The organism is Streptomyces sp. NPDC102406 (assembly GCF_044765725.1).
Taxonomy (GTDB): domain Bacteria; phylum Actinomycetota; class Actinomycetes; order Streptomycetales; family Streptomycetaceae; genus Streptomyces.
On sequence record NZ_JBIWKP010000004.1, the window covers coordinates 48,410 to 62,988 of the forward strand.

Annotated in this window: 14 protein-coding genes and 1 pseudogene; 6 read left to right on the plus strand and 9 right to left on the minus strand. The window is 73.5% G+C overall.

Features of this window, described 5'->3' with window-relative positions:
- Positions 1 to 308: 308 nt before the first annotated feature.
- Complete coding sequence (locus tag ACIRF8_RS18235) at positions 309 to 950, minus strand: TetR/AcrR family transcriptional regulator (RefSeq protein ID WP_404216023.1); 642 nt, start codon at positions 948 to 950, stop codon at positions 309 to 311.
- A gap of 115 nt (positions 951 to 1,065) precedes the next feature.
- Here ACIRF8_RS18235 and ACIRF8_RS18240 point away from each other — a divergent pair, with 115 nt between their 5' ends.
- Both ACIRF8_RS18240 and ACIRF8_RS18245 read left to right on the plus strand, forming a co-directional pair.
- Positions 1,066 to 1,758: an SDR family oxidoreductase gene (locus tag ACIRF8_RS18240; RefSeq protein WP_404216025.1), complete on the plus strand. Its 693-nt coding sequence runs from the start codon at positions 1,066 to 1,068 to the stop codon at positions 1,756 to 1,758.
- Positions 1,759 to 1,832: 74 nt separating this feature from the next.
- Positions 1,833 to 2,837 carry an NADP-dependent oxidoreductase gene (locus tag ACIRF8_RS18245; protein WP_404216027.1) on the plus strand — a complete coding sequence of 335 codons (1,005 nt, stop codon included), beginning with the start codon at positions 1,833 to 1,835 and terminating at the stop codon, positions 2,835 to 2,837.
- Between the two features lie 5 nt (positions 2,838 to 2,842).
- On the opposite strand, the pseudogene ACIRF8_RS18250 reads toward ACIRF8_RS18245, so the two are convergent.
- Together ACIRF8_RS18250 and ACIRF8_RS18255 are read right to left on the minus strand one after the other, a co-directional pair.
- A pseudogene (locus tag ACIRF8_RS18250) lies at positions 2,843 to 2,953 on the minus strand (TetR/AcrR family transcriptional regulator); the annotation flags it as partial.
- A 70-nt stretch (positions 2,954 to 3,023) separates the two neighbouring features.
- Complete coding sequence (locus ACIRF8_RS18255) at positions 3,024 to 3,287, minus strand: hypothetical protein (protein ID WP_404216029.1); 264 nt, start codon at positions 3,285 to 3,287, stop codon at positions 3,024 to 3,026.
- A 198-nt stretch (positions 3,288 to 3,485) separates the two neighbouring features.
- Between ACIRF8_RS18255 and ACIRF8_RS18260 the strand changes: the two genes are divergently transcribed.
- Positions 3,486 to 4,703, plus strand: coding sequence for a cation:proton antiporter (locus ACIRF8_RS18260; RefSeq protein WP_404216031.1), 1,218 nt, complete (start codon positions 3,486 to 3,488; stop codon positions 4,701 to 4,703).
- Here ACIRF8_RS18260 and ACIRF8_RS18265 read toward each other — a convergent pair.
- From ACIRF8_RS18265 to ACIRF8_RS18290, 6 genes are all read right to left on the minus strand, one after another.
- Positions 4,672 to 5,328, minus strand: coding sequence for a DUF998 domain-containing protein (locus ACIRF8_RS18265; RefSeq protein ID WP_404216033.1), 657 nt, complete (start codon positions 5,326 to 5,328; stop codon positions 4,672 to 4,674). The genes ACIRF8_RS18260 and ACIRF8_RS18265 overlap by 32 nt on opposite strands.
- Before the next feature lie 108 nt (positions 5,329 to 5,436).
- Positions 5,437 to 5,952 carry a DinB family protein gene (locus ACIRF8_RS18270; protein WP_404216035.1) on the minus strand — a complete coding sequence of 172 codons (516 nt, stop codon included), beginning with the start codon at positions 5,950 to 5,952 and terminating at the stop codon, positions 5,437 to 5,439.
- A gap of 56 nt (positions 5,953 to 6,008) precedes the next feature.
- On the minus strand, positions 6,009 to 7,046 hold the full coding sequence (locus tag ACIRF8_RS18275) for a DUF5914 domain-containing protein (RefSeq protein ID WP_404216037.1): 1,038 nt from the start codon (positions 7,044 to 7,046) through the stop codon (positions 6,009 to 6,011).
- A complete protein-coding gene (locus tag ACIRF8_RS18280; RefSeq protein WP_404216039.1) occupies positions 7,043 to 8,056 on the minus strand; it encodes a phytoene/squalene synthase family protein in 1,014 nt (337 codons plus the stop codon). Before ACIRF8_RS18280 ends, ACIRF8_RS18275 begins: the two co-directional genes overlap by 4 nt.
- The gene (locus tag ACIRF8_RS18285; RefSeq protein WP_404216041.1) at positions 8,053 to 9,591 is read right to left on the minus strand and encodes a phytoene desaturase; all 1,539 of its coding nucleotides are present in this window, start codon (positions 9,589 to 9,591) and stop codon (positions 8,053 to 8,055) included. Before ACIRF8_RS18285 ends, ACIRF8_RS18280 begins: the two co-directional genes overlap by 4 nt.
- Positions 9,588 to 10,877, minus strand: coding sequence for a polyprenyl synthetase family protein (locus tag ACIRF8_RS18290; protein WP_404216043.1), 1,290 nt, complete (start codon positions 10,875 to 10,877; stop codon positions 9,588 to 9,590). Before ACIRF8_RS18290 ends, ACIRF8_RS18285 begins: the two co-directional genes overlap by 4 nt.
- 193 nt (positions 10,878 to 11,070) lie before the next feature.
- Between ACIRF8_RS18290 and ACIRF8_RS18295 the strand changes: the two genes are divergently transcribed.
- Genes ACIRF8_RS18295 through ACIRF8_RS18305 form a run of 3 tightly spaced genes read left to right on the plus strand, consistent with a single transcriptional unit; the run spans position 11,071 to position 14,576 of the window.
- Positions 11,071 to 12,264, plus strand: coding sequence for a lycopene cyclase family protein (locus tag ACIRF8_RS18295; RefSeq protein WP_404216045.1), 1,194 nt, complete (start codon positions 11,071 to 11,073; stop codon positions 12,262 to 12,264).
- A 27-nt stretch (positions 12,265 to 12,291) separates the two neighbouring features.
- The gene (locus tag ACIRF8_RS18300; RefSeq protein WP_404216047.1) at positions 12,292 to 13,011 is read left to right on the plus strand and encodes a methyltransferase; all 720 of its coding nucleotides are present in this window, start codon (positions 12,292 to 12,294) and stop codon (positions 13,009 to 13,011) included.
- Positions 13,008 to 14,576 (plus strand): FAD-dependent oxidoreductase, encoded by a 1,569-nt coding sequence (locus tag ACIRF8_RS18305; protein WP_404216049.1) that lies wholly within the window; start codon positions 13,008 to 13,010, stop codon positions 14,574 to 14,576. Before ACIRF8_RS18300 ends, ACIRF8_RS18305 begins: the two co-directional genes overlap by 4 nt.
- Positions 14,577 to 14,579: the final 3 nt, after the last annotated feature.

Sequence of the window (14,579 nt, forward strand, 5' to 3'; positions counted from 1 at the left end):
TCACTCCGTGCGGTCGGAAGGGGAGCAAAGGGGTGCCCTCTTCCCTGGCCAGGGAAAAGGGGGAACGGGCCGTCGCCGAGGCGAACGGCCTTGTTGACCGGCTTAGTTCAGGGTTTGATTCAAGGCGCGAGGCAATCGCGCGGCAACCCCTCGGGAACACCGTATTTTCGAAACCCGAAGCCTTCGCCCCACCGGCCGCCCCGCCACCCACCGCTCACCTGCGCGAATGCGCGAGGAGGCGGGCACAGCGAAGAAACCCCGCCGTCAACTGTTGGAGGCGGGGTTCGGCGTGAGCGGGGCGGGCGGCGTCAGTCGCGCGACCGGTCGACCTCCGCCAGGGCCGCGCGCGCGGCGGCGAGGATCTCCTCGGAGAGCGGGGAACCCTTGGTGGCCCGCGCGAGGACGAGCGCGCCGAACATCGTGCACAACCGCACGAGGCCGTCCTGCCCACCGGCTTCGGCGGCGCCGGCCCCTTCGGCGGCTTCGGTGCCTTCGGTGGCTTCGGTGGCTTCGGCGCCTTCGGCGGCAAGGAAGTCGGCGAAACGGGCCACGCCCTCGGTGTAGACGCGGCGGGCCTCGCCGCCCTCGGGTTCGCGCGCGATGTCGGTGGCGAGGGCGGCGACCGGGCAACCCTCGGCCGGGTCGTCGCGGTGCTCGACGGAGAGATAGCCGTCGATCAGCGAGCGCCGGGCGGCCTCGCGCTCCCCGTCGTAGCGCTCGAGCCCGGCCGCATGGAGCCGGGTCAGCTCGCTGATCGCGTGGGCGGTGGCCTCGTCGACGAGTGCTTCCTTGGAGGCGAACTGCTTGTAGAAGGCGCCGTGGGTCAGACCGGCCGCCTTCATCAGGTCGGCGACGCTGACGTGGGTGCCGCGCTCCCGGAAGAGGCGGGACGCGGTGTCCACGACCCGCTTGCGGTTCTCCTCCGCCTGCGCCTGCGATACGCGACCCATGGGCCACCTCCCGTTTGGATGTCGACTGGCATCTATCGTAGCTTCATGATTAGATTGCATCCATAATCTAATGAGCACGGGCGCCCCGACGCGTCCGCCGGGACCGGGAGCAGACATGGAACTGAAGAACGCGGTAGCGGTCGTCACCGGCGCCAACCGCGGGCTCGGACGGCACTTCGCCGCCCAGCTCGTGGAGCGGGGCGCGAAGGTCTACGCGGCGGCCCGCCGCCCCGAGACGGTCGATCTGCCGGGCGTCGTCCCGCTGCGCCTCGACGTGACGGACCCGGAGTCGGTACGAGCGGCGGCCCGCACCGCGTCCGACGCCACGTTGCTGATCAACAACGCGGGCATCTCCACCGGCGCTCCCCTGATCGCCGGGGATGTGGACGAGGTCCGCCGCGAGATGGAGACCAACTTCTTCGGCCTGCTCGGCGCGGCCCGTGCCTTCGCCCCGGTCATCGAGTCCAACGGCGGCGGCGCCGTGCTGAACGTGCTGTCCGTCCTCTCCTGGCTGCACCCGGCCGGGCTCGGCTCCTACTCCGCGTCCAAGGCCGCCGCGTGGGCGCTGAGCAACGCGACCCGGGAGGAGCTGGCCCCGCGCGGCATCACCGTCTCGGCCCTGCACGTCGGCTACATGGACACCGACATGGCCGCCGCCGTCCCCGCCGACCAGAAGAGCGACCCCGCCGAGGTCGCCGCACAGGCCTTGGCCGGCATCGAGGCGGGCCTGCCCGAGATCGTCGCCGACGAGCTCACCCGGCAGGTGAAGCGCAGCCTGGCCGAAGCGCCGCAGTCGAACGCGGCCTGAGAGCGGTCCCCGCCTGCGGGCCTGAGCGCAGTGTGTATACGGGCGGACGCCCTGGAGACGAGACGGAGACGACGATGAAGGCCTTCCTGGTCGAGAAGTACGGCGACCGCACCGGAATGCGCGCGGCCGACATCCCCGCCCCGCGGATGGGCCCGGACGACGTGCTGGTCAAGGTCCACGCGGCGAGCGTCAACCCGCTGGACATCCGCATCCGCAACGGCGACTTCAAGGCGTTCATGCCCTACCGTCTCCCTCTCGTCCTGGGCAACGACCTCGCCGGTGAGGTCGTCGAGGTGGGCACGGCCGTCACCCGCTTCGCGGTGGGCGACGAGGTGTACGCGCGGCCCGACAAGGACCGCATCGGCACCTTCGCCGAACTCGTCGCCGTCCACCAGGACGACGTGGCGGCCAAGCCCGGCTCCCTCACCATGACCGAGGCCGCCTCCCTCCCCCTGGTCGCGCTCACCGCGTGGCAGGCACTGGTCGAACGGGCCGGTGTGCGGCCCGGCCAGAAGGTCCTCGTCCACGCGGGCGCCGGCGGACTCGGCTCCGTCGCCGTCCAGCTCGCCAAGGCGCTGGGCGCGCACGTGGCGGCCACCGCGAGCACCGGCAAGGTCGAGCTGGTCCGGCAGTTCGGCGCGGACGAGGTGATCGACTACCGGACGCAGGACTTCGAGACCGTCCTCGACGGCTACGATGTCGTCCTGGACAGCCTGGGCGGCAAGAACCTCGCCAAGTCGCTGCGGATCCTCGAACCCGGCGGTACGGCCGTCAGCGTCGCGGGCCCGCCCGACCCCGCCTTCGCCCGCGAGCTGGGTGCCGGCCCTGTCCTGCGCCTGGCCATGGCCGCCCTGAGCCTGAGGACCCGGCGCGACGCCGAGCGCCGCGGGGTGACGTACTCGTTCCTGTTCATGAGGGCGGACGGCGACCGACTGAGCCGGCTCACCCCCCTCATCGACGCCGGGAAGATCCGTCCCGTCGTCGACCGCGTCTTCCCCTTCGAGGAGACCCTCGATGCCATGGACTACGTCGAGCAGGGCCGGGCCAGGGCCGGGAAGGTCGTCGTCTCGGTGGTGTGAGCGGGTCAGGGACGCACGGTCGTCCCGGCGAGGACCGAGGTCACCAGTTTGCCGACGGTCGCCGCCGTGGGGCGGCCGGGGTCGCGGTCCGCGAACAGGAGATGCCCGCCTCCGACCCGAACTCGCCCCGGCCGAGGACCAGTTCAGCGAACCGGAGGAACCCGTGCGTCGCGCCCTGCTCGACCGCTACGCCACGGCCTTAGAGACGGCCGACATGGTCGCGCTGAAGGGCCTGTTGACGCGGGACACCCGCTGGGAGATGCCGCCGGTCCCCACCTGGTTCCGGGGCCGGGAGGACGTACTGCGCCTGCTCACGGCGAAACTGCGGCCGGGGCCAGGAATGCGGATCGTGACGGAGACGTCCGCGAACGGGCAGCCCGCCTTCGCCGCGTACAGCCGTGGGCGCGACGGCGTCTTCCACGCCCACCAGGTGCAGGTCCCGATCCTCACCCCGGCCGGCGTCTCGGCGGTGTTCGCCTTCCACCGGGCCGGCCTGTTCCCCCGCTTCGGCCTTCCATGGGACCTTCCCGCCGAACGCGGAGCACGGACCGGCCCTCACCCGCATGGTCCCCTCACGCGCGCCGCAGCCGTCCCCCGCCCCGACCGTCGGGCAGCATCGACCAACCGGTCGTACGGCGAAGGACGGTCATGGATCAGTCGGGCACGCTCATCCTCATCATGGCCGCGGCGGTACTGGCCCCTCTCCTGGCCCACGGACTCGCCCGCTGGGCCCGGATCCCGCTGGTCATCTTCGAGATCCTGCTCGGCATCCTCATCGGCCCCGACGTCCTCGGCCTGGCGCACTCGGGCGAGGTCATCGACACGCTGTCGGACCTCGGGCTCTCCCTGCTCATCTTCCTCGCCGGGTACGAGATCCAGTTCGACGCCGTCCGCGGGGACACCCTGCGCCGCTCCGTCCGGGCCTGGGTGGTCTCGCTGGTCGCGGGGATCGCCGTCGCCCTCGCCCTGACCGGCTTCGACTTCTCCCGCGGTGTGCTGATCGGTACCGCGCTCACCAGTACGGCGCTGGGCACGGTGCTGCCGATCCTGCGCGACAGCGGTGATCTGAAGGGGCGGTTCGGCACGGTGATGATGGCGTTCGGCGCGGTCGGCGAGTTCGGGCCCATCATCGCCGTCTCCGTACTGCTCAGCGGCCGTGATCCCGGGGTGTCGACGGTCGTCCTCGTTGCCTTCGCCGCCATCACCGCGGTCGCCGTGTACTGGGCGCTGCGTCCGCGCCGGCCGTGGTTCAGCCGGGTCGTCGAGGCGACGCTGCACACGAGCGGCCAGTTCGCCGTCCGGTTCGTGATGCTCCTGCTCGTCGCGATGCTCGCCCTGTCTCGGGCGTTCGGCCTCGACGTGCTCCTGGGCGCCTTCGCCGCCGGACTGCTCACCCGGCTCGTCCTGCGAGGGACGACACCGCAGGCCGCGCAGGACGTCCTGCACAAGGTCGAGGCGATGGGATTCGGGTTCCTCGTGCCGCTGTTCTTCGTGGTCACCGGCATCGAGTTCGACCTTGCCGCGCTCCTCGACGACGGCCGTCCCCTGCTGTTGCTGCCGGTGTTCCTGGTCCTCTTCCTGATCGTCCGGGGGCTGCCGGCGTACGCGCTGGCGCCCCGCGACCTCACCCCGCTCAGCCGCAGGGCGCTCATGCTCCACTGCGCCACCTGTCTGCCGCTGGTCGTCGCCATCACGACGATCGGGCTCGACGAGAAGGTCCTCGGTCAGGGCGAGGCCGCCGCCATGGTCGGCGCGGCCATGGTCTCGGTGCTCCTCTTCCCGCTGCTCGGACTGCACCTGCGCGCCAAGGAGCGCGGCTCGTCCCCTGCGACGGTCACCGACGCGCCCCCGACGGAGACGTGGTGACGCCGCCCACCCGCTGTACGTGGCGGCCGAGCACCCCGAGCATGGCCACCTCGCAGCCGAGCAGCAGCCGTTCCACCAGGCCGATGAGTTCCCGGTCGGCGAAGCACGCCGAGTAGGCCATGACGGCCGCGCCGGTGAGCGCGGCCCACGACAGCGCACGCAGCCATCGGGCCGTGTCCCCCGCTCCGTCGGCCCCGGTGAGGCGGCGGGCCAGGAGCAGCCCCGCGGCGGGCAGCGCGGCGAACGCCGTGACGGAGGCATAGCGGTGCAGGTACGCCGAGCCGCTCAGGTCCGCGGTGAGCGGGTCGGTCGGCACGAAGGCCGCGAGCAGGAGCCCGGCGCCCCAGAGCGCCAGCAGCAGGGAGGGCAGGCCGCGTACGGGCACCTTGCGCGCCCGCGCCACCGCCAGCAGACCGAGGGAGACCGCTCCGAGCAGCCCCATCGTGATCTCGATGGGGCCGCCGCGGTCCAGCGCGGCGAAGTCACTGACGGTCAGTCGGAAGGGGCTGAGGCCGGGGTCCGTGTCCGTCGGGCTCCACAGCGCCGAGCCGACCGCGAAGACCACGGCCGTCCAGACGGCGGGGGCGAGGAAACGGCTGAGGCGGCGCGGCGGCGAAGGTGTCATGGCGTCATCCTGCGGTCGCGGGCACCCGCCCCGGCACCGGGTTCGACCCCGACCCGCCCCCGATGTCCGACCCCGAGACGCGCCAGGGGCGCCTGCGCCTCGGCGAGGTCAGTAGTACCCCTTCGCCCCGTCCAGCAACTCCCGCACGATGTCCGCGTGTCCCGCGTGCCGGCCGGTCTCCTCGACGAGGTGGAGGAGCATCCAGCGCAGGTTGGCGTTGCCGGAGCGGAAGTCGGGGTGGCGGCCCACGTCGTCCAGGGAGGCCGCGGCCACGATCTCGTTGCTCCGGGCGCACTGGGCCTCGTACTCGGCGAGGAGTTCTGCGAGCGGGGCGCCGTCGGTGTCCCAGTCGGCGTCCTGCCGCGTCTCGTCGAAGGAGGGGTTCAGCGTCTTGTCACCGCCGAGGAACAGCACCTCGAACCAGAGGTGTTCGACCCAGCGCATGTGGCGGATCAACCCGGCCATCGTCATCGCCGGGGACGTCGGGACGACGGAGCGGTGCGCGTCCGTCTCGCTGAGGCCGTCGCACTTCCAGCGCAGGATCTGCCGCTGGAGGTCCAGCCAGCCCACGAGGGCGGTGCGCTCGTCGGCCTGCAAGGGGGGACGTTCGAGTGAAGGTGCCATGCCTGCGCAGGGTAGGGCGTCGGGGCCCGGCTGTCGTGTGGTTTTCCCCGGGGCGGTCAGTAGCGCGGGCTGGGCCGGGTGCGCTGCGTCCACCGTCGTTCCGCGTAGGCGAGGTCGTCGCGCCACAGGCGTCCGGCCGCCGCCCGCATCAAGGGGCGCAGCGCGAAGGAGGCGTGTCGCGCGAGGGTGAACCCGGGACGGCCGGAGGTGGCGATCACGGCCTCCACGACGGCCGTCCGGGGCGCGTGGTGCCCCGCGGGGGTCAGGGGGGTGGCATGCGTCTCGACCACCGAGTCGCGCCCTTCGCCGTCCGTGATGTGCATGACGACGGTACGGGGTTCCGGTGCCGTGAAGACGGCGCGGACCGGGACGACGAGCCGGGAGGTGAGACGGAACGAGACCTCCACGACGAACGCGTCCGTCGCCGGATCCAGGTCCGGGCCGGTGTCGGCGGCGTCGCCCAGGGGGCTGTCGACGACGCGCAGGTCGACGAACGAGTACGGGTGGAACCAGGCACCGTGCCAGGGATCGAGCCGGTTGGCGACGACGTCCTCGGGCTCGCAGCGGCCGACGCCGGTGTAGACGGCGTGGACGGACCGGGCGAGATCCGGGCGCGGCGGCACGACCGGGCGGTCGAGCGGCTGTTCCTGGCCCGTGTGGTCGAGGCGGACCCACATCAGGACGCCGTCGTCGTGGACCGGCAGCGTGCGCCAGCCGGGCCCGCCGCGCGCGTCCAGGGCCATGCCGTGCCAGTGGCAGACGAGCGTTCCGCACCGTACGGGGCTGTCCTTCAGCGGGGCGCCCAGGTGGGGACAGGCGCCGGGCCCGGCGGCGAGCTTGCCCTCGGCGTCACGCCAGACGACCAGCTCACGGCCGGCCACGGTCCGTCCGAGCGGCGCGTGGCGGGGCACGTCGGCGCAGGCCCCGACGACGTACCAGTTGCCCGAGGGGCGTGCCTGCGCCCGTTTCAGCGCGCTCTCGATCACCGAGGGGCGCGCGGCGCGCCAGGTCGGTTCCTGATGCTCCCACGCCTGCGGGTTCCTGCGCAGCGTCAGGGGGAAACGGGATGACCCGGGTCGGCCGTTCCTGGTCATGCCGCCCCCTTGTGCTCGGGCGCGGCCTGCGGTGAAGGGACGGTCACGGCGGGGGCCCGCGGGCCGGACTCGGTCGAACGGTGGCTGATCCGGGCGTGCACGATCCGGGCGAGGCCGTCCAGGGCGACGACGGCGCGGCGGCGCCGGGGCACCACCGCACGCCGGTGCAGCACGTCGTACCCGTCGTCGGCGACCGCGTCGAGGATGCCGGAGTAGAGCACGAAGGCGCTGCGGATACAGGGCCGGGAGACCGGCGCGAGCAGGGCGATGCCGGGTGCCGCCTCGCGGTAGACGTCGCGCGTCAGGGCCTCGAACGCCTTGAGGGCGCGGGTGACGCGGGGATCTCGGCGCCCGGTGTCCCGGCTCCATCGCAGCAGCTCGCGGTCGACTCCGTGTGCGCTCAGCATGTCCTGGGGGACGTAGACCCGGCCGCGGTCGAGGTCTTCTCCGACGTCGCGCAGGAAGTTGGTGAGCTGGAAGGCCACGCCGAGCGCGGCGGCGTAGGGCTCCGCCTCGGCCCGCGGTCCGGTGGTGCCGAGGACGGGCAGCATCTGCAGGCCGATCACCGCTGCCGAGCCGTGCATGTAGCGGCGCAGGTCGGCGTAGGTGGGGTAGTCCGTGACGGTGAGGTCGTCGCGCATCGCCGTCATGAAGTCGTGGAAGTGGCGGGGGTCGATCGCGTAGCGGTGCGCGGTGTCGGCCAGGGCGTGGACGACGGGTTCGGTGCTGCCGCGCGTGGCCAGGCCGTGCCGCAGGCTGGTCGCGAGGTCCTCCAGCGCGGTGGCGCGTTCGGGGCGGCCGGGGTGGTCGCCGTGCACGTCCACGATGTCGTCGGCCCAGCGCGCGAAGCCGTAGAGCGCGTGGACGGCGGGGCGCCGGTGGGCCGGGAGCAGCCGGGTGGCGAGGAAGTACGTCTTGCCGTGGCGGGCGTTGAGGCGGCGGCAGTGGGTGTAGGCGTGGCGCAGGGCCGGGTCGGTGACGCCGGCGGCGTCGAGTTCTCGGGCGGTCACGCGGGGGCTCCTCCAGGGGTCTTGAGCTTGCCGCCGGCGCGCGGCGCCGACGAGGCGCGGGCGCCGGTGATCCTGGCGGCGGCGAGCTTTCCGGACAGCAGGACGGTGGGCACGCCGACGCCGGGTGTCGTCCCGCAGCCGGCCAGTACCGCGTTCGCGGTGCCGCGGACGAGGTTGCGGGGGCGGAAGGGGCCCGTCTGGCCGAAGGTGTGCGCGGCGGAGAAGGGGGTGCCCGCCCCGTGCTGCTGGGCGTGCCAGTCGGCGGGGGTGACGAGGCACTGTTCGTCGATGGCGGTGCTGATGCCGTCCAGACCGCGTCGCTCCAGTTCGGAGAGGAGTTCGGCGCGGTAGCGGGGCGCGAGGTCGCCCCACTGGGCGGGGCTCGGGCCGATGTCGGTGTTGGGGCAGGGCGCCAGGATGTAGTGCAAATGCCGGCCGGGCGGAGCCAGGGTGGGGTCGGTCGCCGTGGGCCGGGTGATGAGGAGGGAGGGGTCGCTCATCAGGCGGCCGTGGCGGGTGAGTTCGTCGAAGGTTTCGTGCCAGGCCGCCCCGAACGAGAGCGTGTGATGGGCCAGTTGGGGCCAGGTGCGGTCGGTGCCCGCGTGCAGGATGACGGCCGAGGGAGCGCGGCGCAGCGGCACGGAGCGGCGCGGGGTGCGGCCGAGCAGATGGTAGGCGACGGGCAGGTCGGGGGTGAGGACGACGGCGTCGCAGGGGATGCGGTCGGTGTCGGTGACGACGGCGGTGACGCGGTCCCCGGTGCGTTCCAGGCGCTCCACGCGCTGTCCGTAACGCAGGTCGGCACCGGCCGCGGCGGCGGCGTCGGCCATGCCCTGCGGGAGTGCGTGCATGCCGCCGCGGGGGAAGTAGACACCGGCGACGGTGTCCATGTAGGCGATGACCGCGTAGGCGGCCAGGGCGCGGGCCGGGGGGACTCCGGCGTACAGGGCCTGGAAGGAGAAGACGCGGCGCAGCCGTTCGTCCTTGATGAACCGGCTGATCCGGGCGTCCATGCGGCCGAAGCCGCCGAGCGCGGCCAGACGGGCCAGGTCGGGGGTGAGCAGTTGGAGCGGTGAGTCGAAGTTGGTGTCGATGAAGTGCTTCATCTGGGCCTGGTAGAGGCGGTGCAGCCACTGGCGCAGACGCGCGTACCCGGCGGCTTCCCGGGGACCGGCGAAGTCCTCGACGGCCTGCTCCATGGCTGCCGCGTCGGTGTGCACGTCGAGGCTGCTGCCGTCGGCGAAGGAGGCCCGGTAGGCGGGGTGGAGCGCGATGAGTTCCACGCGGTCGCGCAGCCGCTCCCCGACCGCGGCGAAGGCTTCGTCGGCCAGGTCGGGCATGGTCAGCACGGTCGGTCCCGTGTCGATGCGGTAGCCGCCGCGCACCAGGCGCCCCGCGCGGCCCCCGGGCAGGTCGTCGCGTTCCACCAGGGTGACGCGGCGGCCCGCGCCGAGCAGGTGGAGCGTGGCCGCCAGGCCGGACAGGCCCGCGCCGACGACGACCACGTGGTCCGTCCTCCCTCCCACGGTCCTCACCTGGCCACTCCTTCGCTCGCCGCGTCCGACAGGTCCTGGACCGCACCGTCCGTGGGCAGGGGGGCCTCGGCCGCCCGGCGCATCAGGGACCTGAGGCGGGCGCGGGCGACGGCGTCGAGGGGGGCGGTGTCCAGCTCGCCCATGCTCCGTGCGATCAGGCGGCGGATCTTCTCCTCGACGCTGCGCCGGGCCCCGGTGCGTTCGAGTACGTCGCGGACGTCGGCCAGTTCGGTCTCGTCCAGGCCCGGTCGGCCCAGGCAGCGTTTCAGGACGCGCAGGGCGTCGCGGTCGCCGTCCGCGTCGGCGCGGGCGTGGGCCAGGGCGACCAGGTAGGTGGGTTTGCCGGCGCGCAGGTCGCCGCCTGCCGGTGTGTCGCGGCGGGGGTCGCCGCCGAACACGTCGTTGAGGTCGTTGCGCAGTTGGAAGGCGAGGCCCGCGCCGCGACCGGCCGCGCCCAGAGCGCGCTGGGTCCTCGGGTCGGCGTCGCCGAGGATCGCGCCGAGCTGGAGGGGGCGTTCCACGGTGTAGAGGGCGGTCTTGAGGCAGGCGACGCTGATCGCCTGGGTGAGGGACCGGGTCTGCGTGGCTTCGCCCTGGATGTCGAGGTACTGGCCGGCGACCATCTCCATGCGCATGCGCGACCAGGTGTCGCGGACGCGCCCGGCGTACCGGCCGGGCAGTTCGAGCGCGGCGGCCTCGTCATCGGCCCAGGCCAGGGCGAGGTCCCCGGCGAGGACGGCCGCGGCCTCACCGAACCGGTGGCGGCCGGGGGGCGCGGACGACGCGTATTGCGCGGCGTAGTCGACGTGCAGCGCGGGCCGGCCGCGCCGGGTGGGGGCCTGGTCCATCACGTCGTCGTGGATCAGGGCGCAGGACTGGAGGAGTTCCAGGGCGACCCCCAGCCGGAGCGCCGCGTCGATCTGCTCGGGGCCGGGGACACCGCGGGCGCGCAGGCCCCACCACAGGAACTGGGGGCGGATGCGCCGTCCGCCGCCGCGTGTGAAGTGGGCCACGCGCTCGGCGACGTCGGCACCGAAGGTCGCGTCGACGGCGGTGGCCTGCGCGACGCGGCGGGACAGCAGCTCGTCGAGGCGGCGTTCGACCGTCTGCGCTACCTCGGCGTCGATCTGTCGCACGCGCGCGGGCACGGGCGGGTGGCCGTTGCTCGCGAGGGGGCCGGTGCCGGGCCGGAGGCCGTCGTCCGCGCGGAGGCCATGGCCCGTCGGGTCGGCCGCGTCGTGCGGCGCGACAGCCGTGGTGGCGCCTGTTGCCTCGTCGGCGGGCATGTCGGCTCCTTCAGGGGTGGCGGGGCTGGCACAGTGCTGTCCAGAGGCTTTCCTTGTCTCCCACGTGATCGGATGCACCGCGCGGCGGCAACCTGAGCGCCCCGCGTCGGTGAGCGGTCCCGGCGGTTCGGGCGCATCCGGGACAGGTCGCTGAGCGGAAGGGTTGGCGGAGCGAACGCTCCACACGCCGGAGGTGAGTGTGCGGTCAGACGTGGTGATCATCGGTGCCGGAGCCGCGGGGCTCTCGCTGGCGGAGCGGTTGTGCGCGGCGGAAGGCCGGTCCCCGCTGACGGTGCGACTGGTCGAGGCGCCGCCCGGACCGCTGCGGTCGCCCCCTCGCACCTGGTGTTTCTGGGAGAACGGGGCGGGCCGCCACGACGACGCGGTCACCGCGGCGTGGAACCGCCTGCGGGTGCGCAGCCCCGGAGGACGGCTCGTGGACGCCGACACCGGCTCCGCGCGGTACAAGATGATCCGGTCGGACGACTTCGAGGCGGTGATGGGGCGGCGCCTGGCGGGCCGGCCCGGGCTCACCCGCACCGAGGCCACGGTCGAGGCGATCGAGGGGACCCCCGGCGGCGCGAACGTGCTCGTACGCACCTCGCACGGCCGTCAGGAGAGCCTGCCCGCGCGCTGGGTGTTCGACTCGCGTCCCCTCGGCAGCCTCCCCCGGTCCCGCACGACCCTGCTGCAACACTTCCGTGGCTGGTTCGTGCGCACGGCGCGGCCCGCCTTCGATCCGGGCGCCGTGGAGCTGATGGACTTCCGCACCCCGCAACCGGAGCGCGGTCTGGCCTTCGGCTACGTACTGCCGACCGGTCCGCGCACGGCGCTCGTGGAGTACACCCAGTTCTCGGCGGCCGTGCTGCCGACGGAGTGCTACGACCGCGCCCTCGACTCCTATCTGCGCACCGTCCTCGGGATCCGCGACTTCCACGTCGAGGCGAGCGAAGAGGGCGTCATCCCCATGACGGACGCCCGGTTCGCGCGCCGGAGCGGCGAGTCCGTCTTCAGGATCGGCGCGGCCGGTGGCTGCACCCGCCCCTCCACGGGGTACACGTTCGCCGCGATCCAGCGCCAGACGGCGGCCGTCGCCGCGGCCCTGCTCGCGGGGCGCCGCCCGGTGCCTCCCGAGCCCCACTCCCGACGCTCCCGCGCCATGGACGCGGTGCTGCTGCACGCCCTGGCGAGCGGCCGGCTCGACGGGGCGGCCTTCTTCACGCGGCTGTTCTCACAGGTCCCCACCGAGCGGCTGCTGCGCTTCCTCGACGGCGCCACCACGCTCCGCGAGGACCTCTCCATCGGGCTGAACAGCCCGGTCCTGCCCCTGCTGAGCAGCGCGCTCGTGCTGCCCACCCGCCCGCTGCGCCCCTCCCCCACACGCTGACGTGCTGGGGCTTTGCCAAGGAGACCCATGCCCACCCTGCGCGACGCGTCCCTCGCCCTGGCCTTCGACCACGCCGCACGCAGCTACGACGCCCTGGTGCGGGCCAACCCCGGGTACCACGCGCATCTGCGGCGCTCGGCGCGCCGCCTCGGCCGCCCGGGCGGCCGGGCGCCGCGCGTCCTCGACCTGGGGTGCGGCACGGGCGCGTCGACCGCCGCGCTCCTGTCCGCCCTGCCTGACGCGGAGATCACCGCTGTCGACGCCTCGGCCGGGATGCTGGAGCGGGCGGCGGCCAAACGGTGGCCCGACAACGTCACCTTCGTGCACACGCCGGCCGAGCGACTGGCCGAGGCCGACGTCCGTGGCCCCTTCGACGCCGTCTTCGCCGCCTACCTGTTCCGCAACACGGCCGACCCGGACGAGGTCCTGTCCGCGGTGCGCGACGTCCTGGCACCGGGCGGCCGACTGGCGGTGCACGACTACACGCTCAGCGGCAAGCGCCATCACCGCGCCGTGTGGTCGGCGGTCTGCACGGGGCTTCTGCCCCTCACCACGGCCCTGGGCGACGGCGCCCTCTACCGCCATCTGTGGCGCAGCGTCATCGACTTCGACACCGCCGACCTCTTCGCTGCCCGGCTGACGGCCCACGGGTTCGAGCGGGTACGCGTCCTGCCGCTGCCCGGCTGGCAGACCGGCATCACGCACACCATCGTCGGTCAGGTCCCGGGCGAAGGGGCTCTCGCGTGAGGCGCCGGCCCCCGCTGCCACCGGGTGCGCGGGACCGCCGTGCCGTGTGTCTGCCGGCCGCGCCCGGAGCGGCCACGGCCGAGGGCGCGCCGCCGTCGGCGGCCGTCGTCGGAGGCGGGATCGCCGGTCTGGCGGCCGCCGTCGGGCTGGCCGAACGCGGGGTGCGCGTCACCCTCTTCGAACGGGAGGACACGCTCGGCGGGCGCCTGGCCGGCTGGAGCACCCGGCTCGCCGACGGTTCCTCGGTCACGATGAGCCGCGGCTTCCACGCCTTCTTCCGCCAGTACTACAACCTGCGGTCCCTGCTGCGCCGCACCGATCCGCGTCTGGAGCGGCTGACGCCCCTGCCCGACTATCCGCTGTGGCACGCGTCCGGTCCGCGCGACAGCTTCCGGCGGGTCCCGCGGACCCCACCGTGGAGTGCCGTCGGTTTCGCCCTGCACAGTCCCACGTTCACCCTCGGCGATCTGCCCCGCATGAACGCCCGGGCGGCGCTGCCGCTCATGGACGTACGCGTCCCGGAGATCTACGAACGGCTGGACGCGGTCAGCGCCCACAGCTACCTGGACTCGATCCGGTTCCCCGAGGCCGCCCACCATCTGGCCTTCGAGGTGTTCTCGCGCAGCTTCTTCGCCGATCCGCGCCGGCTCTCGGCGGCGGAGATGGCGCTGATGTTCCACATCTATTTCCTCGGGTCCGCCGAAGGGCTTTTGTTCGACGTGCCCGACGACCCGTTCCCGGCCGCCCTGTGGGACCCGCTGCGTCACTACCTGGAGAAGCTGGGCGTCGACGTCCGAGTGTCCGAGCCGGTCGACCGCGTCTCCTCGGCGCCGGGGGGCGGCTTCCGCGTGGACGCGGGGCAGCACACGCGCCCGTACGACGCCTGCGTCCTCGCCCTCGACACGGACGGTCTGCGGTCCGTGCTCCGCGACAGCCCCGGCCTGGCGGACGAGGACTGGTACGCCCGCGTCACCCGGCTGCGGACGGCGCCCTCGTTCCTCGTCTCGCGTCTGTGGCTCGACCGGCCGGTCGCCGCGGACCGGGCCGGCTTCCTCGGGACCAGCGGCTACGCCGGTCTCGACAATGTCAGCGTGCTGGAGAGGTGGGAGCGCGAGGCACGGGACTGGGCGCGCCGCACGGGTGGCTCGGTCGTGGAACTGCACGCCTACGCCGTCGCCGACGGCGCCGACCGGGAGACCGAGCAGAAGCGCCTCGTCGACCAGTTGCACCGGCTGTACCCGGAGACGCGCGCAGCGCACATCGTCGACGCCCGGCACGAATGGCGTCAGGACTGCCCGATGTTCGCCGTGGGCAGTTACGGCGACCGTCCCACCGTGCGCACGTCGAACCCGTCGCTCATGGTCGCCGGGGACATGGTGCGCACCGGACTGCCGGTGGCTCTGATGGAACGGGCCGCGACCAGTGGCATGCTCGCGGCCAACGCGCTGCTGGAGCGGTGGCGGCTCCGGGGCCACACGCTGTGGACCGTGCCCCGCAGCGGCAGGAGCGCCCTGCTGCGGCGAGGGGCACGGTGGGGCGAGGCGCCCCGGCGCGGAGCGGGATAGCGG